This window comes from Vannielia litorea (assembly GCF_018424695.1).
Taxonomy (GTDB): Bacteria; Pseudomonadota; Alphaproteobacteria; order Rhodobacterales; family Rhodobacteraceae; genus Vannielia; species Vannielia litorea_A.
Genome location: NZ_QTNQ01000006.1, coordinates 61,713 through 81,569, shown reverse-complemented (window position 1 = coordinate 81,569; position 19,857 = coordinate 61,713). Strand labels below are relative to the sequence as shown.

Annotated in this window: 16 protein-coding genes; 6 read left to right on the top strand and 10 right to left on the bottom strand. The window is 65.6% G+C overall.

All coding sequences use genetic code 11. The features are described 5' to 3' along the window. Positions 1-203: 203 nt before the first annotated feature. From maiA to DYI42_RS03940, 3 genes are read right to left on the bottom strand one after another with little or no spacing between them, the layout of a single operon-like run. A complete protein-coding gene (gene maiA, locus DYI42_RS03950) occupies positions 204-848 on the bottom strand; it encodes a maleylacetoacetate isomerase (protein WP_213544619.1) in 645 nt (214 codons plus the stop codon). After that, positions 845-1,540: a fumarylacetoacetate hydrolase family protein gene (locus tag DYI42_RS03945; protein ID WP_213544618.1), complete on the bottom strand. Its 696-nt coding sequence runs from the start codon at positions 1,538-1,540 to the stop codon at positions 845-847. Before DYI42_RS03945 ends, maiA begins: the two co-directional genes overlap by 4 nt. Beyond that, the gene (locus DYI42_RS03940) at positions 1,537-2,571 is read right to left on the bottom strand and encodes a cupin domain-containing protein (protein WP_213544617.1); all 1,035 of its coding nucleotides are present in this window, start codon (positions 2,569-2,571) and stop codon (positions 1,537-1,539) included. Before DYI42_RS03940 ends, DYI42_RS03945 begins: the two co-directional genes overlap by 4 nt. 92 nt (positions 2,572-2,663) lie before the next feature. Between DYI42_RS03940 and DYI42_RS03935 the strand changes: the two genes are divergently transcribed. Beyond that, a complete protein-coding gene (locus DYI42_RS03935) occupies positions 2,664-3,131 on the top strand; it encodes a MarR family winged helix-turn-helix transcriptional regulator (protein WP_213544616.1) in 468 nt (155 codons plus the stop codon). Here DYI42_RS03935 and nagA read toward each other — a convergent pair. After that, complete coding sequence (nagA, locus tag DYI42_RS03930) at positions 3,120-4,250, bottom strand: N-acetylglucosamine-6-phosphate deacetylase (RefSeq protein ID WP_213544615.1); 1,131 nt, start codon at positions 4,248-4,250, stop codon at positions 3,120-3,122. The two genes, DYI42_RS03935 and nagA, sit on opposite strands and share 12 nt — an antisense overlap. Then, on the bottom strand, positions 4,247-5,092 hold the full coding sequence (locus DYI42_RS24430; RefSeq protein ID WP_213544614.1) for an ATPase: 846 nt from the start codon (positions 5,090-5,092) through the stop codon (positions 4,247-4,249). Before DYI42_RS24430 ends, nagA begins: the two co-directional genes overlap by 4 nt. A 121-nt stretch (positions 5,093-5,213) precedes the next feature. On the opposite strand from DYI42_RS24430, the gene DYI42_RS03920 reads away from it, so the two are divergent. Continuing rightward, positions 5,214-5,414: a hypothetical protein gene (locus DYI42_RS03920; protein ID WP_213544613.1), complete on the top strand. Its 201-nt coding sequence runs from the start codon at positions 5,214-5,216 to the stop codon at positions 5,412-5,414. 29 nt (positions 5,415-5,443) lie between these two features. On the opposite strand, the gene DYI42_RS03915 is transcribed toward DYI42_RS03920, so the two are convergent. Next, positions 5,444-6,550, bottom strand: coding sequence for a polysaccharide biosynthesis/export family protein (locus DYI42_RS03915; RefSeq protein ID WP_342344604.1), 1,107 nt, complete (start codon positions 6,548-6,550; stop codon positions 5,444-5,446). A gap of 290 nt (positions 6,551-6,840) precedes the next feature. Here DYI42_RS03915 and DYI42_RS03910 point away from each other — a divergent pair, with 290 nt between their 5' ends. After that, positions 6,841-9,501, top strand: a complete 2,661-nt coding sequence (locus DYI42_RS03910; protein ID WP_213544612.1) for a calcium-binding protein — start codon at positions 6,841-6,843, stop codon at positions 9,499-9,501. Here DYI42_RS03910 and DYI42_RS03905 read toward each other — a convergent pair. Both DYI42_RS03905 and DYI42_RS03900 read right to left on the bottom strand, forming a co-directional pair. Further along, positions 9,488-10,195, bottom strand: coding sequence for an ABC transporter ATP-binding protein (locus DYI42_RS03905; protein ID WP_213544611.1), 708 nt, complete (start codon positions 10,193-10,195; stop codon positions 9,488-9,490). The genes DYI42_RS03910 and DYI42_RS03905 overlap by 14 nt on opposite strands. A 12-nt stretch (positions 10,196-10,207) precedes the next feature. Beyond that, entirely contained in the window at positions 10,208-11,254 is a 1,047-nt protein-coding gene (locus DYI42_RS03900) for a sugar transporter (RefSeq protein ID WP_342344603.1), read from the bottom strand. A gap of 396 nt (positions 11,255-11,650) precedes the next feature. Here DYI42_RS03900 and DYI42_RS03895 point away from each other — a divergent pair, with 396 nt between their 5' ends. Beyond that, on the top strand, positions 11,651-12,412 hold the full coding sequence (locus DYI42_RS03895; RefSeq protein WP_342344602.1) for an ABC transporter permease: 762 nt from the start codon (positions 11,651-11,653) through the stop codon (positions 12,410-12,412). A 45-nt stretch (positions 12,413-12,457) separates the two neighbouring features. Here DYI42_RS03895 and DYI42_RS03890 read toward each other — a convergent pair whose 3' ends face one another. Continuing rightward, positions 12,458-15,205: a M10 family metallopeptidase C-terminal domain-containing protein gene (locus DYI42_RS03890; RefSeq protein ID WP_213544609.1), complete on the bottom strand. Its 2,748-nt coding sequence runs from the start codon at positions 15,203-15,205 to the stop codon at positions 12,458-12,460. A 295-nt stretch (positions 15,206-15,500) separates the two neighbouring features. Here DYI42_RS03890 and DYI42_RS03885 point away from each other — a divergent pair, with 295 nt between their 5' ends. Further along, positions 15,501-17,873 carry a rhamnosyltransferase WsaF family glycosyltransferase gene (locus DYI42_RS03885; RefSeq protein ID WP_342344606.1) on the top strand — a complete coding sequence of 791 codons (2,373 nt, stop codon included), beginning with the start codon at positions 15,501-15,503 and terminating at the stop codon, positions 17,871-17,873. After that, complete coding sequence (locus tag DYI42_RS03880) at positions 17,870-18,685, top strand: hypothetical protein (RefSeq protein ID WP_213544607.1); 816 nt, start codon at positions 17,870-17,872, stop codon at positions 18,683-18,685. Before DYI42_RS03885 ends, DYI42_RS03880 begins: the two co-directional genes overlap by 4 nt. Positions 18,686-18,724: 39 nt before the next feature. Here DYI42_RS03880 and DYI42_RS03875 read toward each other — a convergent pair whose 3' ends face one another. After that, positions 18,725-19,696, bottom strand: a complete 972-nt coding sequence (locus tag DYI42_RS03875) for a glycosyltransferase (RefSeq protein ID WP_244867512.1) — start codon at positions 19,694-19,696, stop codon at positions 18,725-18,727. Positions 19,697-19,857: the final 161 nt, after the last annotated feature.

The window sequence follows — 19,857 nt, the reverse complement described above, 5'->3', positions numbered from 1 at the left end:
CAAGGGTCTGCCCGGCCTTGTTTCCCTCCGGCACGCGGCGCACTCGGGTTAATCGGCCTTGGCTTGCAAATCCAGCATGACTTTCACTTTTTGAATTGCCCCAAAGGCAAACTTCATGCCGCGCCGGAATCGCTCCTCCATATCGTTATGAAACATAACTATATCACCAACGGCCCTGTAAAGCCCGTTTCGATGGGGTGCGACTATTCTGCGTCCGGCTGGCGGCTTGGGTGTGCCTCGGCAAAGGCTGGCAGCGCATCACAGGCCTCGGCGATTCGCCGAATGTTGGGCATGGCGTCCGTGTCCACGCTGAAGCGCGCAGCCGAAAAGACCTGCGGCACAAGGTAGATGTCGGCCATGCCCGGCGCGTCGCCAAAACAGAACCTCTGCGCCGGACGTTTCGCCAACAGCGCCTCGCAGGCCGCCAGCCCCTCGCCGATCCAGCGCTGGCACCAGGCCTCCACCCCCTCCTGATCCTGCCCATACTCGCGGCGCAGGTATTGCAACACCCGCAGGTTTTGCAGCGGATGGATCTCGCAGGCGATCACAGCGCAAAAGGCCCGCACATGGGCGCGCTCGATCGGATCATCCGGCAGCAGCTTCGGCTCGGGGTAGCTTTCGTCCAGCCATTCCAGGATGGCCGGGCTCTGGGTCAGCACTTCGCCGCCCTCCAGCTCGAAGGCCGGCACCAGCCCCTGGGGGTTCAGCGCCTTGTAGGCCGTTCCTTTCTGCTGCCCGCCGTCCTTTGTGAGGTGAACCGACACGAAGTCGTACTCCACCCCTTTCAGGTTGCAGGCGATTCGGCAGCGGTAGCTGCTGGACGAGCGGAAATAGCCATGAAATTTCATTCCGCCGGCCCGATGTTCAGCGCAATTGGCGCCAGCCCGTCGATCCCGCCGGTGATCTTGTCACCCGCCACCACGGGGCCAACGCCCTCGGGCGTTCCGGTCAGGATGATGTCGCCCGGGCGCAGGTGGTAGAATCCGGAGAGATGGGCGATGATCTCGGGCACCTTGTGAATCAGCAGGTCGAGGGTCGAATCCTGCTTCTGCTCCCCATTCACCTCCAGGTGAATCCGCTGCTCACCCACAGCAAACTCGCTCGCGTTCGTCATCGGCGACAGCACGCAGGAGCCTTCCACATCCTTGCCCAGCATCCACGGCCGCTTCTTGTTGCGCGATGCGATCTGAAGGTCGCGTCTGGTCATATCCAGCCCGCAGCCATAAGCATACACCGCCGCCGCGCCCTGCTCGGGCGTGCCCTTGAACACCTCAGCCCCCAGCGCCACGACAAGCTCCATCTCGTAGTGAAAGTCCCCCGTCCCCGGCGGGTAGGGCAGGGTGCCGCCCGTCGCCAGCACCGAGTGGAGCTGCTTGGAAAAGTAGAAGGGCGCCTCTCGGTCCACCTCGAAGCCCATCTCCTCGGCATGGGCGGCATAGTTGCGGCCCACGCAGAAGATCCGGTGAATCGGGTATTCCGCAGTCTCGCCCTTCACGGGGAGGCTCTGCACCTCGGGGGCGTCAAACAGGTAGTCGGTCATCGGGCGCGCTCCTCGTAGTAGTCCAGCTTCTCCTGAAGCGGGCGGTCATGGATGCGGACGAGAAAGCTCTCCTCCTCCGCATGATGGGTGATCTCGGCAAAGACCGGGGCGGTAAAGGTATCTTTCGCGGCCCAGTCGATCCGCTGGCCGTTCACCACCGAATACCCCTTGCCTTCGATCACGTGGAAGGCGCTGGAGCAGCTGCGCAGCGGCGGGTTCTCCTCGCCGCCCGCCTCGATCATCATGGCGGTAAAGCCCATCGTCGGCAAAACGTCGGCCCCGGTCTCGGGGTTGATGTAATCCAGCTCCACAATAGGGCCGCCGTCGTATTTCATCGTCTCCACCAGCGCCTCGCGGGTCCGCACCCAGGGGTAGCGCGCCATCGGATAGCGCTTCTTCTGCGCCCCCGCCTTCCGCGCTGGGGCGAGGCCTGCGGCGCGATAGTCGATCTGGCTGGCGTCGGGCCGGTTGCGCTGGTTCTGCAACGGGCCTTCCTCGGCATAGGAGCCTTCGAGGTAGACGAAGAGCGGCATGTCCAGCGCATCCAGCCACACCACCGGCTCCTTGCCCTCATGCCCGTGATCATGCCACTCGCCACCCGGCGTCAGCACAAGGTCGCCCTCCCGCATCGGCAGCTTCTCCCCGTCGACAACCGTGTAACCGCCTTCGCCCTCCACGATGATCCGCACCGCGCTTGGCGTGTGGACATGGGCAGGCGCGGTCTCGCCCGGCAACAGGAATTGCAGGCCGAGGTAGATCGCAGGCGTGGCGCACATCGCCCCCGTCCCGCGCCCCGGATCGCTCAGCACCAGCACCCGCCGCTCGGCCTTTTCCACCGGCGTCAGCTCGCCGGCGCGGTGCAGCAAGGGGCGAATCGCCTCGTAGCGCCAGTGCCCCGGCTTCGTCACCGGCTTGGGCGCGCCATGCGGCAGCACGTTACGCATCATCGGCCAGAGCGGGGCCACACCCGCCTTCGCCATATCTTCCCGGTAGTCCTCCGGCAGCTCTTCGAGCGTTCCAAGTTGCGCCATGGTCTCCTCCCTGTCGCGTCAATCGTTAGCTTGCTAACCATACGCATACTTGTCAACTGCCTCCGCGCCGCCTAGCCTGCCCTCCGCACAGCATGGAGGCCCCCTTGGCCGAGATTCAGCACATCCCCGGCCACCTCATCCGGCGGCTCAACCAGATTGCCGTGGCCGTCTTCACCGACCATGTGGCCGAGGCCGGGCTGGAGCTGACGCCGGTGCAATTCGCCGTGCTCTCCACCCTGTCGGAAACCCAAGGCTTAGGCCAGGCTGCGCTGGCCGGGGCAGTGGCCCATGACAAGGTCACCATCGGCGGCGTGCTCGACAGGATGGAGCAAAAGGGGCTCGTCTCCCGCCGCATTTCGCCCCGCGACCGGCGCGCGCGCGAAATTTCCCTCACCCCCGAGGGTGCCGCGCTTCTGGCGCGCGCCAAGCCGGTGATCCACGCGCTACAGGAGGATATCCTCGCAGGGCTCGATCCGGCTGAAAGAGAGACGTTTCTGGCGCTCCTGCAAAAGGCCACCGAGGCCGGAAACGCCCTCAGCCGCGCGCCGCTAAAGCTCTGATCCTGCCTGCCAGACGCGTTGCAAGTTCAGGCCGTCGTCCAGCGCGATGAAATCCGCAGGGGCACCCTCGCCAAGCCACCCCGCCTTTGCCCCCGCGACGCTCGCCGGAATCGCGGTGGCCATGGCAATCGCCTCTTCCGCCGAAAGCCCCATCAGCGCCACCGCGTTGCGCACCGCCTGCGCCATCACCAGATCGGCTCCCGCCAGCGTGCCATCGGCCAGCGTCAGCCGCCCGTCGCGGCGCAGGATCTCGCGGCCATCGAGGGTGAAAGCGTCTCTGTCGCTGCCCGCAACCGCCATCGCGTCACTCACTAGAAACAGCCGCCCCGGCCCCACCTTCGCCGCCTTGGCGCGCCGCAAAGTCTCGGGGTGCACGTGGATGCCGTCGCAGATGATCCCGGCATTCAGCCGCCAATTCGCCAGCGCCGCGCCCACGAGCCCCGGCTCCCGGCTGCCCAACTGGCTCATCGCGTTGAACAGATGCGTCACGCAGCGCGCGCCCGCCCCGGCATAGGCCACCGCCACGTCAAAGCTGCAATCGCTATGTCCAAGCGAAACCAGCACCCCCGCCGGCGCCAGCCGCTCCACCTGGGCGCGGCTCACCGAGGCCGGCGCGAGTGTCACTTTCAGGCAGGATAGAGCCTTTCCGGCCGCCTCCAGTGCTTCCAGGTCAGCCTCTTCCATCGCCCGGATCAGCGCCGGGCTGTGTGCCCCGGCCCGCGCCGGGTCGAGATGCGGGCCTTCCAGATGCAACCCGAGAACGCCGGGAATGGCGGTTTCCACCGCCGCGATTGCCGCCGTCACCGCCTCGGGCGCGGCGGTGATGAGCGTCGGCAGGATCGAGGTGGTGCCGCAGGCGGCATGGGCGCGGGCGATGGCTGCAACCCGCTCCGGCGTCGGCCCGTCGTTCAGCATCACCCCGCCACCGCCATTCACCTGCAAATCCACGTAGCCCGGCGCCAGCATCGCCGCGCCTGTCTCCACCAGCTCGCAGCCTTCCGGCAACTGCCCCGGCCCGGCCACGTCCACCACGCGCCCTTCCGAAACCAGCAAGGCCACCCCGCGCTGCACCATCGAGCCGTTGTGCACGGCCCCCGCGATATAGGCTTTCACGCTCATCCCTGCTCCAACGCCAGCGCCAAGGCCCCATCCAGCGCCGAGCCCCGGGCCTCCACCAGCGCCGCCTGCATCTCTGGCGGCAAAAGCCCCGCGTAGCGCGGCCCCACGCCCCCGATCAGGCAGATCGCATCGCCTGCCTGCCAGCCCAGCGCGCGCAAACCGCGGGCGATGTACTCCGCGCCCCGCGCCGCAATATTCCGCGCGACCGAATCCGCTTCCGCCTCGAACACGCGCGGGGCCAGCGCCGCAAAGGCTCCCGGCCCGGCCTGCGCAGCAAAGCCCACGATCCCCGCCGTGCCGCCCATCTCTGCAGAGATCTCGCGGGTCAGCGGTGTGGGCGGTTCCAGCCCGTCTTCCACTGCCAGCACTGCCCGCAACAGCGCCCGCCCGGCCCAGGCGCCCGAGGCCTCGTCGCCCAGCACCAGCCCGTGGCCGCCGATTGTAGAAAAGCCCTCCGGCCCCTGCCGCGCGAGGTAGGATCCAGTGCCGATCCCGGCCACGTAGCCAAGGCCGGTGCCCAGCGCCCCTCGGGTTGCGGCGCGGCGGTCTTCCTCCACAACACCGGCCACGGGCAGCGCCGCCGCGACCCGGCCTGCAATTGTTCCATCCACCGCGCCCGCCAGAGCAAAATGCGCGGGCAGCCCGCCAAGCGCGGTCAGCGTCACACCCGCCGCCTCTGTGGCGCGATGCAGCAGGCCCGCAACCTCCGCAACGGCCCCGTCATAATCGCTTGTCACATTGGCCGGGCCGCCCGTCACCTCATGGCGCCGACCCTCCCAGAGCAGCGCCAGCCGCGAGCCGCTTCCGCCGCCGTCACACCCTATTGCGCTTCGCCCTGTCATCGGCCCGTTATCGCATGCCTCGCGCGGCAGAAAAGCCCTTTCCCGCCCCCCGGGATTGCGCCGCAAGGCCGCGCTGGCTAGCCTCAGCCTGGGGAGACTGGGATGCACTTGGGGGACAACGATGCAAGACCAATCCGTGCAAAGCGTTGCCGAGCAGATTCTTTCGCTCCGCGACATTGAAGTAGCTGATTTCATTCGAAGTGAAGTGTCGCACAAACGGCTGAGCGCCAAGCTCCACCTGCTCAATGACGGCGCGCGGCAGGGCTCCGACGATTCGCGTCGCCTGGCCCGTGAGGCCATCGAGCGTCTCGGGTTTCTCTGACCCGCCAGCGCTGGCGGGCCAACGCCGGCTCAGTTCGAAAGCTGGTTGCTGACGCCGACGGCACTGCCGACCAGGGCAAAGATCGTGCGCGCACTGGTCACCGGGCTCTCTGTCACCAGCACCGTATCTTCCGGGTGAATGGCAAACTTCTCCGCCGAGAACAGGCCATCCGCGCTGGTCAGATCGATGGTGAACACCGTGCGCTCATTTTCCGGCCCGCTGATCCCATCGGCCCGCACCGCGCGTGAGGAATACTGCCGCAGGATCAGCACGCCCTTCGGATTGGCCCGGCTGTCCTCCAGCCCGCCGATGAGAGACATCGCGTCCAGCGCCGAGATCTGTTCTTTCTCGAAGTAGATCAGCTGTTCCTTGCCGCTCGCGCCCAGCGCACGGAAGTAGCGCTCGTCGGTCACCAGCATCACCTTGTCCCCACCCACCAGCGTGGTGTCGAGGCGCGGGTCGTCATAGAGCCGCTGAAGCGCCGTTGCATAGGTGTGCCCGCCCCGCACGAGGCGCACCCGCGGATTGCGCAGCCCGGCCTGCGGGCCGCCGCCCTGGGCAATAAGGCCCAGTACGGTAAAGCCGCCATCGGGCAGCGGCACCGTCCCCGGCGCGTTCACCCCGCCGACCAGCGACACCGCGCTTGCCGTCCCGGGCACGACCGAAAGCTGCACCTGCGCCGAGGGCACGATATCGATCATCTGGGTTTCGAGCTGGCGGCGCGCGGCATCCGCCGTCTTGTCGGCAATCCGCTGGCGCCCGAGATAGGGCACGAAGATGTGGCCGCTTTCGCTGACGCGAAGGTTCTTCAGCTCCACCAGCTTTGCGCCCTCCGGCGTGATGAGAGAGTTGTCCTCCGAGTCCCAGATAACCAGGTCCACCCGGTCGAAGGGGCGGATCAGCGGCTCACCGGTGCGCCCGGAGCCGCGCAGCCAGCCATCCGAGCGAAGTCTCTTGCCGGTGTAGGGCCATGACGCAAAACGCGGCAGCAGCGCCCGGGTAACAGGATACACGGCAATTTGCGGGTTCTCCGAATTCTGCGCCCGCAGCACCTCGTTCGAGATCGCGGCACCCCGCGGCAGCGAACAGGCAGCGAGCAGCAGCAGAACCACCACAGGTCGAATAACTTTGAACACGGTCGCCCCCCGGCTTTGCTCTCGCGGTGTGCGAGCCGCAGCTTGAGGGCAAACTATGTCGCCTGCGCGGGGAGGGTCAACACGGAACCAGGGGGGCTTTCGTGGCAGCGGCCCTCTGTCAGGCCATGGGCCACGGCCACATGTGATCGCGCATCTTTTGATAGGTGTTTTAGCCACCTTCTAGGCAATAAGCCGCGGTCTGCCACAATCCCTCCCGGCTCCTGCCCGCCGCCGTCTCCATTACCACCCCCATCACCGCCGAGCGTGTGAATGGCTGAACGGGTGGAACCATGGCTGACTTCGAACTTACCGGCATTCTGGCAGGCGGCAGCCCCGAGTATCCGACACTGCTCGGCACGATCGCCAACACACAAGGCGGCGTCACCCTCATCGACCACGGCAACAACGTCGTGCGCACATATGACGCCACCGGAAGCGGCCTGGCAAGCACCGGCGGCGGCGGTTCGCTCGGCGGGCGCATCAGCTTCTCGCTGTTCGGGCAATCCGTCAGCCTCGCAGGCACCGTGATCGACGCCGCGCTCGCCGAGGCAGCGGCGGGCGATGCAGGCTCCGAGCGCGCCTATCTCTCAACCACCGAGAACCAGGCCAATGCCGCGACCGTTCTCGCGCAGGGCGTGAGCGGCACCGATTATCTCTTCGTCGCGCCGCAGAACGGCAGCGGCATCGCAGTCTACGCCGTCACCAACAACGGCAACACGCTCACCTTCCGTGCCAGCATCGGCGACACCGAGGGCAGCTATGCCGCCAACATCTCGTCCATGTCTGTGGTCGAGGTCGGCGGCACCACCTATCTGCTTGCCGGGTCCGCCAGCGAGCATGGCGTCACCTGCTATGCCGTCGCGCCGAATGGCGCGCTCACCGAGGCCGACAGCTTCGGCCGGGACGAGAGCATGCCGGTGCAAACCGTCACTGCGATGGACAGCGTGGTGATCGACGGCACCACCTATGTTGTCGTGGCGGCCTCGGGCTCCAGTTCGCTGACGGTGCTGGCCGTCGGGGCAGATGGCGTGCTGTCCCCCGCCGAACACGTGGTCGACAGCCTCGAAACCCGGATGGCGGGCGTCACCGCGCTCGATGTGGTCGATCTCGGCGGCGGGCGGGTGCTGGTGATCGCGGGCGGCAATGATGGCGGCCTCACCGTCTACAGCCTGCTGCCGGACGGGCACCTTGTGCCGATGCAGGTGATCGAGGGCAGCACCGAAGCCGGGCTGGACAGGATCTCCGCCATCGGCACCAACCTCACCGGCACTCAGCTCGACCTTTTCGTTGCCACCGAAGGCGCCCCCGGCGTGGCCCAGTTCACCCTGGATGTGTCCGACATGGGCGATCTCGCCTTCACGGTCGGCACCATCAATACAGGCACAGACGCGGGCGACCTGATCGTGGCCGGGCTCGATCCGGTCCACATCTTTGGCGGCGCGGGGGATGATATCATCGTCGACGGCATGGGCCGTGACAGGCTCTATGGCGAGGCAGGCGCCGATACCTTCGTGCTGGTCAGCGGAGATGGCGAGCGCGACAGGATCCACGATTATGAGTTCGGGATCGACACCATCGATCTCTCGGCCTGGGAAATGTGCTACGGCACCGCCTGGCTTACCGTGCAGGCGATCCCCACCGGCGCGCTGCGGATCACCTATGGCGACAACAGTGTCGATATCCACGCCGCCAGCGGGCTGCCGCTGACCGAGGCCGATTTTGCCAACATCACCTTCACCTTTTCCAGCAGCTACGAGGTGAGCCGCGCCCCCCTGCAGGAGCCCGACCCGAACACCGGCGCGGAGTTCTTCGGCACCACCGAGGCCGACATGATGCAGGGCACCGCGGGCAATGATCAGATGCACGGCGGTGGCGGGGATGATGTCATGGTGTCTGGCGGCGGGGCCGACAGCTTCTGGGGCGGCTCCGGCTTCGATGCCGTCAGCTATGCCGGTGCCACCGGCGTGCGCGCCGACCTGGCCGACTCCAGCCTCAACGAGGGCGACGCGGCGGGCGACATCTACCATGACATCGAGGCGCTCTTCGGCTGCGGCGCGGCCGATTATCTCAGCGGCAATGAGTTTTCCAACACCCTCATCGGCCAAACCGGCAATGACTGGCTCGATGGGCGCGGCGGCGATGATGTGCTCATCGGCGGCCCGGGCGACGATCAGATCCTCGGGCGCGCGGGCGATGACTACATGGATGGCGGTGACGGTAACGACAACATGCCCGGTGACATCGGCAATGACGAGATCCACGGCGGCGCAGGCGACGACGAGATCGGCGGCGGAGATGGCGATGATCTGCTCTACGGCGACGACGGCAACGACTGGATCGGTGGCGGCCCTGGCCATGACGTGATTTACGGCGGCGCCGGGCATGATATGATCTCGGCGACCTACGGCGATGACAGCCTCTACGGCAACGGCGGGCGCGATGAGATCGCCGCCGGTCCGGGCGCGGATTACGTCGATGGCGGCGATGACGACGACAACATCGGTGGCGGCGCGGGCGCCGACAAAATCCACTGCGGCGCGGGCAATGACACGGTCGGCGCCGGCGACGGTGATGACTGGCTCTGGGGTGAAGCCGGAAGTGACGTTCTGAACGGCGGCAATGGCGATGACAGGATCTTCGGCGGAAGCGGCGCCGACAGGATCAACGGCGGGGCTGGCGACGACGTGCTCTATGGCCAGACCGGCGCGGATACCTTCGTGTTCGCCACCCATGGAGCGGGCGAGTATGACGTGATCGCCGATTTCGAAGCCAACGGAATCGATCTGATCCAGATCGCCGGAGTGGCCGGTGGCTCCAACGCCGCGCGGTTCGAAGCGCTGAACGCCACCCAGCAAGGCGATGACGTGGTGTTCACCCACGGCAGCCACACCATCGTGCTGGAAGATGTCTGGCTTGGCGACCTGAGCGCCGCCGACTTTATCTTTGTCTGAAGGACGGTAGCGCCGGCGCGCGGGCGACACCCTTGGGTGGAACCTTCATCAGCCGCTGGTGGTGCAGGATCGCCGCGTCCACATCTGTGTAGTAATGCAGCCGCCCGTTCTCCAGCACAGCCGCCTGCGAGCATAGCCGCTTCACCTGCCCCAGCGCATGGCTGACAAAAATGGCGCCCGCACCGTCGAGCCGCGCCCGGATCATCGCCTCCGACTTCGCCTTGAAGGCCGCGTCCCCCACGGCGGTGATCTCGTCGATCAGGTAGGTGTCGAAGTGGATGCCCATCGAAGCCCCGAAGGCCAGGCGCGAGCGCATCCCGCTGGAATAGGTCCGCACCGGCATCCTGAAATGCCCGCCCAGCTCGGCGAAATCCTCCACGAAATCCGCCAGCTCGTCTGTGTCCACGCCATAGACGCGCCCGATGAAACGCACGTTCTGAAGCCCGGTGAGCTCCGGGTGGAACGAGCCCGCAAAGCCCACCGGCCAGGACACGGTGCCTCGTATCTTCACCTCGCCCCAGTCGGGCTCCATCGCGCCCGAAATCATCTTGAGCAGGCTCGACTTTCCCGCTCCGTTCCGGCCCAGAATGGCAACGGCGGTCCCGGCCGGGAAGGTCACGTTGAGATTGTCGGCCACCACCTTGCGCTCACCGTTCACATGGTAGGCCTTGGACAGATCGCGCAGTTCGATCATACTCGTTCGCCGTCAGCGCCGGTCGCGCAACGAGTAGTAGATCATCGTCAGCACGGTCCAGGAGGTGGCAAGCGCCCCGAAGAGCGTCAGCAGGATGATCCAGCGCCGCGGGAAAAGCGGCGTTTCCGCCATGCTCGGCTCGATATAGGTGGCGAGATAGCGCGATTGACGCTGCGCATCGGCCAGCGCCACGTCATAGGCGGCAAGGCTGGCCACATAGGCCTCCTCGGCAAATTTCTGGTCCACCGCCAGCGCCTCATACTGCCCGATGAGCTGCGAATAGGCCTCGCGCTCCTCGTTGGCATCACTGTCTTCCGAGAACCGCGCGCGCTCCTCTCTGATCCGCTGGCGTATCACATCGACCCTGCGCTCTGCCTGCACGATCCGCGGATCGTCATCGCGGCTATTCTGGCGCAGCAGGTCCAGCTCGATCAGCGCATTCGCCAGCTCGCCCTGAAGGGTGTTGAGCAGCCCCATGCGGCCCTGGATATCGGCCTCCGGATCAACGATCTGGTTGCGGGTCCGAAACTCGGTCAGCGCGGCCCGCGCCTGTTTGAGCCGCTCGAGCGCCCGGTCAAGCTCTTCCCGGGCGTAGCGGGTGGCATCATCGCGCGCCACGGCAGAAAGCGCATTGATGGTGCGGTCGCTCTCCTTGCGGATGGCATTTGCGATCGCATAGGCCTCTTCCGGGGTGAAGGCCTTCACCCGGATCTCGATCAGGTGGCTCGAGCGGTCGAAATACACCTGCACCATCCGCGCCCAGTAGTCCGACAGGGCCTCGATGCGGGTGTCGTCGCCAAGCGAGAAAACGGGGTCGCCCGGGCGGGAATAGGCCGCCACCAGATCGACCTCCTTCATCACGGCCCGCACCATGTTGGGGCTCTGGATGTACTCGAACAGGATATCGGTGTCGTTGGTTGCGCCACCCCCCGTCAGGTCGGTGATGCCGCCGAGGATTTCCACCGCACTGCCGGTGTCTTCCTTGCGCACCGAGAAGCCGAGGTTGCTGGCGTATTGATCCTCGGCCACGGTGAAGAGGTAGAATGCGGAAACCGCCACCGGGATAACCACGACAACAATCAGCGAAAACAGCAACGACCAGTGACGGCGGCGCGTCCTGGCCCGGCGGGCCGGTGGCCGATTGGCCTGGCCCACAAGTCCCGGCTCCGACGCAGTCGCCGGCCCCTTTGGCCCATGGCCCTGCACGGCCGCGGCGGGCCCGGGTGAGCCCTGCCTCGCCGCCTGATCTGGTCCGGTCTTACTGGCACCGGCGCCGCCCTGGGGGCCCGGCGCTTTGCTCGGGGGCGTGTCACTCAATCTGTTGCCCTTCATCCTGCGGCTGTGCGATCAAGTGGTAGCAAACAGCGAAAGGTTGCGCCAGTTGTGACAACACGCCCGACCGACACCGAGGCCGCGACACTTCCACCGCCCTTGCCCCGGTCGCGGCCCGCGCGCGTGCGGACCCTGCGCACCATCGGCGCGCTTTTCATCCGCGAGATGTCCACCACCCACGGGCGCAATGCCTTCGGCTACGCCTGGGCGGTGTTGGAGCCGGTCGCCGGCATCGCGCTGCTCTCGCTGGTGTTCTCCCTGGCCTTCCGGTCGCCGTCGCTGGGCACCAACTTTCCGTTGTTCTATGCCTCCGGCCTGCTGCCGTTCATGGCCTACATGGACGTGAGCCAGAAAGTCGCCCAGTCCATCCGGTTCTCGCGCCAGCTGATATTCTATCCCGGCGTCACCTTCGTCGATGCCCTCGCGGCCCGGTTCCTGCTCAATGCGATCACCCAGTTGCTGGTGTTCATGATCCTGCTGACGCTGATCATAGTGCTGTTCGATCTGCGGGTGATCCTCGACATACCGAAACTCGCCCTTGGGCTTGGCCTGGCGCTGTGGCTGGCGCTGGGGGTGGGCACGCTCAACGCCTATCTTCTGTCGACCTTTCCGCCCTGGGAGCGGGCCTGGGCCATTCTCAACCGGCCCCTCTTCATCGTGTCCTGCGTGTTCTTCATCTTCGACCAGATCCCTCAGCCCTATCAGGGGTGGCTGTGGTACAATCCGTTGGTGCACTGCATCGGGCTGGTGCGCTCGGGCGTCTACGCCACCTATGACGCCAGCTATGCTTCCGTCGGCTACGTCATCGCCTTCGGAGCAGTGCCCTTCGCGATGGGCCTGCTGTTCCTGCGGCGACACCACAGGACGATCATCGAAAACGGATAACGGCAGGCAGCGGATGACCGCCGCCCGCCACCCTCATGTCGCGCCTCAGACGAAGTTGAAGTCGTCCACCGTAAGGTCGGTCGCCGTGAAATCGGCCAGAACCACCGTCGTGCCGTTCCAGCTAATCTCCGTGTCCAGCCCATCCTGCGTGATGCCGAGGTTGCCAAAGCGCTCGACGTCGCTGGCACCCGCCACACCACCAAGGGTCAGCGTGTCACCTTCAAGAGCGTAGAAATCCGTCACGATATCGACCTCACCGGCCACCTGACCCACGAAGACAAACTCATCGGCCCCGCTGCCACCAGTCAGGATGTCATTGCTACGGCCGCCGTCCAAAACGTCTATGCCAGCTCCACCGTCGAGAATGTCCTGTCCGTTCTGGCCAAAGAGCGTGTCATTGTCATCTTGCCCAAGAAGCTGATCGTTTCCGATGCCGCCGACGAGGCGGTCATTTCCGGTTCCGCCAGTCAGAATATCGTTGCCGACGCCGCCGACGATATTGTCATCGCCACCCTGTCCGCGCAGAAAATCGAAACCGGGGCCACCAATGATGGTGTCTGCACCGTCGCCACCGAAGACTTGGTCAGAGCCGTTCTGCCCGTAGATTTCATCGGCCTCGTTACCGCCGATGATCGTGTCGATGTTGTTACCGCCGTAAAGGGTGTTTTCTCCCGCCCCTCCCACGACACGATCCTCTCCATCTCCTCCGTCGATGGTGTCATCGCCATCTCCACCGAAGAGCTGATCGTTGCCGGTACCGCCATAGATGGTGTCGTTGCCTTGCTGGCCGTAGATCTCATCGTTGTCGGCCTGCCCGTCGAGGGAATCGTGTCCGTCTCCTCCTTGAATGCGGTCGTCGCCATCACCGCCGGAAATTGCATCGTTGCCGGTGAACCCGAGAAGGACATCATCGCCCCCCTCTCCACGAATGACATCGAAGCCAGGACCGCCGTTGATGGTATCGATACCGCTGCCCCCCCAAATCTGGTCGCTCCCGTTTTGGCCATAGATTGTGTCATCGTTGTCACCGCCAAGGATCCGGTCATTGCCATCGCCACCGAAGATGAGGTCATTCCCGGCGAGACCACGAAGCACGTCAGAGCCCCCGAGGCCCTGAATCTCGTCATCACCCGCCGTCCCGTCCAACGTATTCGGGCCGTCATTACCCACAATCGGCCCGCCCGCGAGGTCGAGCATTTCCGAGTAGGTCAGTGTGTCGTCGGTGAATTGGTAGAATTCAACGCTGGTATAGGTGTCGGTGCCGAGGCTGGACGTCACCTCGATCGCGCCACCGCCCATGTCGGTCACGGTGATACCGCCGGTGTCGATCCCGAAAATGACGCGATCCGTGCCGCCTCCACCGTTGAAGGTGTCGTTCCCGAGGCCCTCGTAGTACCAGTCGCTGCCGCCGCCGCCCTGAATGTTGTTATTGGCGTCGTTGCCCCAAATGTCGTCATTCCCCGACCCGCCGATCACGTTCTCGATCACCGTGCCCTGCGCGATGACAAAGCTGTTGCGCGCCGAGCTGCTGCCATGGGCGCCGATCACGCTGATCTGTCCCTCACGCAGATCGATGGTCTGCGCGACGGTAACGGTCGACAGGTCGATGGTGTCGATCCCGCCGGTGTCGAGCACCGTCAGGGCCACGTCATCCCCCGTGAAGACGCTGCTGGAGATCGCCGCATTGTCCCAATGGGCGGCCATGATATCGCCAGTCAGCCCGCCGAGGGTGTTGTTGGCAAACCATGTGGTGTCTCCGCCATAAACCGAGACGGGCTCGCCATAAAGGCCCCAGACCGCAGCGATATCGGCGATCATCGGGGTGATGATGTTGGCATAGGGCGCAAACCCGGTCTCCTCCATGTCGAAGTAGGACATGATGGTGAAGATCGTGGAGTCGTTGTTGAAGTGGTTGTTCACGCCCCAATTGGCAAAGCCGTCGTAGTTGCCGGAGTGCACGAGGCCCAGCGCATGGCCGATCTCGTGCAGGTAGGTGAGGAACGAATAGCTGTCGGTCGTGGTGCCATAGCTGCTGAGCCAGCCAGTGCCCACGTTCACATCCGAGAAACTGATCACCCCGGTCGTGGCGCTGAAACTGGACGGACCGGCAAAAGCGCCGCTCTGGCTGTCATCAAAGCGGATGTCCGCATCGGTGATGTTGCCGGTCACGCTGAAGGTGATCCCGGTCACGACCGACCATTGCTCAAGCGCCTGAAGCGCAAGCTGCTGGCCCGCCGCGGTGAGGTTGGCGATGTAGACATACATGGTATCGTCGGTGTTCTCGTCGTGGCCGATCGCGGTCGGGATGCCCCAGCCAAACTCGGTCAACTGGCTGACGATATCCTCGATCCGGAAATCGTCGGTGGTGGTCCGCACGATGTAATCGCCGGTCTGACTCGAATCGTAGCCGCTGACCGCGATGTAATAGGTGCCCGTCGCCGGCACGGTATATTCGATCAACGAAAAGTAGTTCTGCCCGTTGAAGAAGGCATCGTCGTTGAAGTCAACCTGCTGGCCGTTGGAGTTGTAAAGCGTCAGCGTCGTGTCGCGGATCCCGGCGCTGGCCCCATTCGTGCCATAGACGTTGATCACGACAGACTCGCCCGCCGTCAGCTCGATGGCGATCCAGTCATCATCCGAGCCGCTGCTGATCTCACCTTCAAAGGTGTCGCCCAGCTCGATGGTATAGGCCGTGCCGGTGTTCGCCGCCGCGTCAGACCCCTCGAAATGGTCCGCCGCCGGGAAGTCGTTGATGAAGTGCTGCGTCAGGCTCTCACCTGAAAGAACGCCCAAAATCGGCGAGAACGAAATTTCAGGGGTCGCCTGATAGCAAAGCTGACACATTTTAAACTTTTCCCATTCATTGTGCGCCTGACATCGAAGCCGGTGGCTGCGGTGAAGCGGGCTCGAACATCTTCGAGGCCGGTGACCACTCTAGGGCGTAGACATGACCAAAACGTGCCAAGCTGATCGATCTGTCCAAACATCGAAGACCTGTCTCGATGGGGCCTCGTCCCAAAGCGGGTCCCGCCATCTGTCGGGCGGGTTGAGGAGGTCTTATAACGGTTCCCTCGAGGCGGGAACTGAAATTGAACACAGTCGGCGGGATTTCGTCACAGTTGTTATCGCCGTCTTCCGCCCTGATCCCGCGCAGCTCGAAGTGCAGGTGGCCAGCCTCGCGGCGCAAACCCTGCGGCCCTCGCTGCTGATCGCCGTCATCGCCGATCTGGCATCGGATGCCCTGATCGAGGAGGTCGCCGCGCGCCACGGGCTGCCCTGCAAGATCGTCATGCCCGATCAAGGCATGGATGCCCCCCGCGCCTTCGCCGCCGGGCTGGCCGCCGCCGTCGAACACGCGCCGCCCGAGGCGCTCATCGCCTTCTCCGATCAGGATGATCTGTGGCACCCCGAGCGGCTCGCACGCGGTGCCCACGCGCTCGAGGATCCGGGCGTCAGCATGGTCCATTCCGACGCGCGCGTCGTGGATGCGGCAGGTACCGTCATGCACCCCTCGCTCTTCGCGCTGGAGCGGCGGCAGCGCGCGCCCGGTCTGCGCGATCTGCTGCTGCGCAACACCGTCACCGGGATGACAATGCTGTTCCGCCGCGAATTGGCCGAGCTGTCCCTGCCCTTCCCCGCACAGGCGGGCGTCCACTTCTATCACGATCTCTGGCTCGCGCTGCTCGCCACAGCGCGCGGGCGGGTCGTGCTGCTGAAAGAGCCGCTCGTCGATTACCGGCAGCACGGCGGCAATGCCGTCGGCGCGGTGCAGCGCCCCCGCGCCGGGTGGCGGCCGAATCTCGGGCGCAAGGCGCTCTGGAGCTGGGGGCGGCGCAAGGCCACAAGCTATGCGCTGGCCCGCTACCTCGCGCAATCGGTGCAGGCCCGCATGTCGGAGTTCGTGCTGGCCGGGCACCTCGCGCCCGAAGCCGCCAAAACCAGCGCGCTGCGCCCATATCTGCGGCGGCGCGGGCTTGGCCTCCCCCTTGTGGCCGATGCCCTGCGCCTCGCCCTCACCGGCCGCCTCGACCTTGCGCGCATCTCGCTCTGCCATGCGGGCGTCACCTTCGGGCGGCTGGGCCTGTGCCTGCGCGAGACGCTGGGCGCCGGGCTCACCTCCACGCTGGAGCGGCTCGATACCCGGCTCTACGGGCTCTCGCCCGGCGTCGCCCCGCCCGCGCTCGACAGCAGCGGCAACGTGATCTGCAAAGGCCCACCGCTGGAACCCGCCGCCGCAGCGCCGCCCGAACCGCGCCAGAAGGTGCAATCCGCCGCCAGCTTCATCGACACCCGCAAGCTGCCCTCATGGCGGCCCCGGTTCGATGCGCCCGAGCCTGCCATTGCGCTGCTCGTGCCCACCCTCAACCCCACCGAGGCCTTCGCCGGCATCGCCACTGCGATCGATCTCGGCATCGGCCTCGCGGCACGCGGGCACCGTGTCCGGATGATCGCCACCGATCTGCCCATCGCCAATGCCGCCGCTTCCCGCGCCTTCGTCGAGGGGCGCATCGGCAATGCCGCGGCAGAGGCCGCCGGGCGCATCTCGCTGCACTGCGGCCTCACCGGCGACAGCACCGGCCCTTCCGGCCCCGAAATCTCGCAACACCGGGCCGATACATTCCTCGCCACCGCATGGTGGACGGCCCATGTCGCCCGCACGCTGATGCGCGACCACGAGATGGAACAATGGCGCTTCGTCTACCTGATCCAGGACTTCGAGCCCAACTTCTACGCCTGGGGCACCACCTTCGCAGAGGCGGCAGAGAGCTACGGGATGGATTACCTGCCGGTCTTCAACACCACCCTGCTGCGCGATCACTTCGCCCATCTCGGGCATTGCCCGCCCGATGCGCTGGCCTTCCGCCCCTCCATCGACATTTCGCGCTACTCCCGCGGCGCACGGGCACCCCGCAGCGGGCCGCGACGGCTGGCGCTCTATGGGCGGCCCGAGGTGGAGCGCAACATGTACCCCATGGCCATCGAGGCGCTGGAGCGGTTCGTGGCCGCAGAGCGGCTCGGCCCCGAGGAGATCGAGCTGGTGTCCGTCGGGCTCAAGCACGACCCGGTGGAATTTTCCACCGGAGCGCGGCTCACCAGCCTCGGCAAGCTTCCGTGGGAAGATTACCCGGGCTACCTGCTCACCGTCGATCTCGGACTGTCGCTCATGCTTTCGCCCCACCCCAGCCACCCGCCGATCGAGATGGCGGCCTCGGGCGTGCGGGTGGTGACAAACAGCTACGGCAGCAAGGATCTGTCGCGCCTGTCCCCCTCCATCCTCTCGCCCGAGGCCAGCGCAGAAGCGGTCTGCGCGGCGCTTTTGCAGGCCTGGGCCGCCGGGCCGGTGCCCGACTCCCAGCGCACCATCGACCTTTCGCCGCTCGGCCAACCCATGGACGAGATGATGGATCACCTCTCCGGCCTGCTGGCGCAGGACGGGGCCCAATCGGAGACCGCCGCATGACCCGCTCCATCCTGCTGCACATTGGAATGCACAAATGCGGCTCGACCTATCTTCAACAGGTTCTGCTGCGCAATCAGGCCGCGCTCGCCGAGGCCGGCATCGCCTACCCGCATGACGGCACCGGGCACCCCGGCAACGCCGAGAACATTCACAAGGCCGGGCCCGCGCGGCTCGACGCGCTCTTTGGCCGGCACGACAGGCTCGCGCTTTCCTTCGAGGATCTCATCAGCCTCGGAGCCAAGGCCCGGCCCTTCGCCCGCGCGGTGGAGAAGTTGGGGGCCGAGGTGCAGATCGTCGCCTTCACCCGGCCCTTCAACGAATATATCTTCGGCGACTACTCGCAGATGATGAAGCAGAACTTCCGCAGTTACATCACCAGCGCCGCGCCCTATGGCGGCAAGAGCTTCGAGCAGTTCGTCGTCTCCCGCGCCCACCAGATGAACCCTCGCGGCTGGATGAAGGCGTGGAAGCAGATGCTTCCGGAGGCCAGCTTCACGCTCGCCAGCCATCGCGCCATCCGCGCCACCGTCGAGCCCTTTCTAGATGGCGCCCTGTTGGATTGGGAGGTGCCGCGCGATCTCACCAATCCCTCGCTGCGCACCGAGGATTGCGATCGCATCGCCGGCATGATCCGCCACGGCGGGGCCCCGGGCGAGATTGTCTCGGAGGTCAAGAAGGCCCTGCACAAGCCGTCGGGCGCCGACGCCGGGCGCACGCCCGAGCGCATCGCCTGGATCGAGGCGGTGTTCCAGCGGCACAACGAGGCGCTGAGGGAGGAGTTCGGCTACGACAACAGCGCCTGGCCGAGCTGAGAAAAGGGGAAGGCTTGGCCGGCGTGAGGGCGGCGCCGGTCAGAACCGCCCGAGAATGACCGAGAGCCACATCACCGAGCTGGCAAACTGGGTCTGCCGGTGGATGCCCGCGTCGCGCAGCATCTTCATCCGCACCGGCAGGGGCTGGCGGCGGGCCGCGATGACCCGGCGCAGGATCCGGCGGTTCTCCGGCGTGAAGTATTTTGCACAGGCCTTGAGCGCGGCGATATTGGTTTCCATCCACCGCTTGTAGGTGCCATCCATCACCATTCGCAGCCGCCTGGCACGGGCGCGCATTCCGTCGTTGGCGCCGATGAGGTTGGCGCCGTGCTGACGGTAGAGCAGGCTCGGCGCCTCATCGTGCAGCACCACGCCACCCGCGCCGGTGATCAGCTGGTAAAGCCACCAGTCGTGGATCGTCACGTCTTCCACGTCATGGGCGGCTGCGTGCACGAGGCGGCTGGCCGCCGGGTTCAGCACAATGGTGTTGCCACCCGCGATGTTCTGCACCAGCGCGTTGGCAAAGCTGGGCGGTTTGGGCCGCGAAGGCGACATGCGGTGATTGTCGAGCAGCCCGTCGGTGATGAGGCTGCGGCTGTGATACATCGCAGGCTGGTTCCACGGCACATTTTCAAGCTGCTTCACGGCGCTGCCCAGCTTGTGCGGCAGCCAGACGTCATCCTGATCGGAAAACGCCCAGTAATTGCCCGGATCGACCCGGCGCATGAGGTGCAGGAAGTTCGCCGCGGCACCCTTCCCCGGGCCGGTAATCCGGGTGATGCGCGCAGCGGAAGGGTGCGTGTCGAGGATCTGTCCAGAGCCATCGTCTTCGCCGTCGATGCTGACCACGAGCGACCAGTTCTTGTGCTGCTGTTCCGTCAGGCTGTCGAGTTGGTCGGGCAAGTGGGGCGCGCCGCGATGCACGGCCATGAGCACCGTCACGGGCGGCGCCTCGCTCCACATCTCGTATCCGGTAAGTGCCTGTCGCCATTCTGGCGTCGACTGCAACATAGCCTGCCCCAACACAATCCTCGTCCCACGCTTACCCGGCTCAGGCAGGCGCCATCTCATGCTCTGGAGTGGACGAAAGCGAGTGGTCAGCCTCGTCGTCTACTCAGCATATGCAGCCTGCAAAAAGTTCCTTCCCCGAACTTTGCAGAAAGCAATGAAGA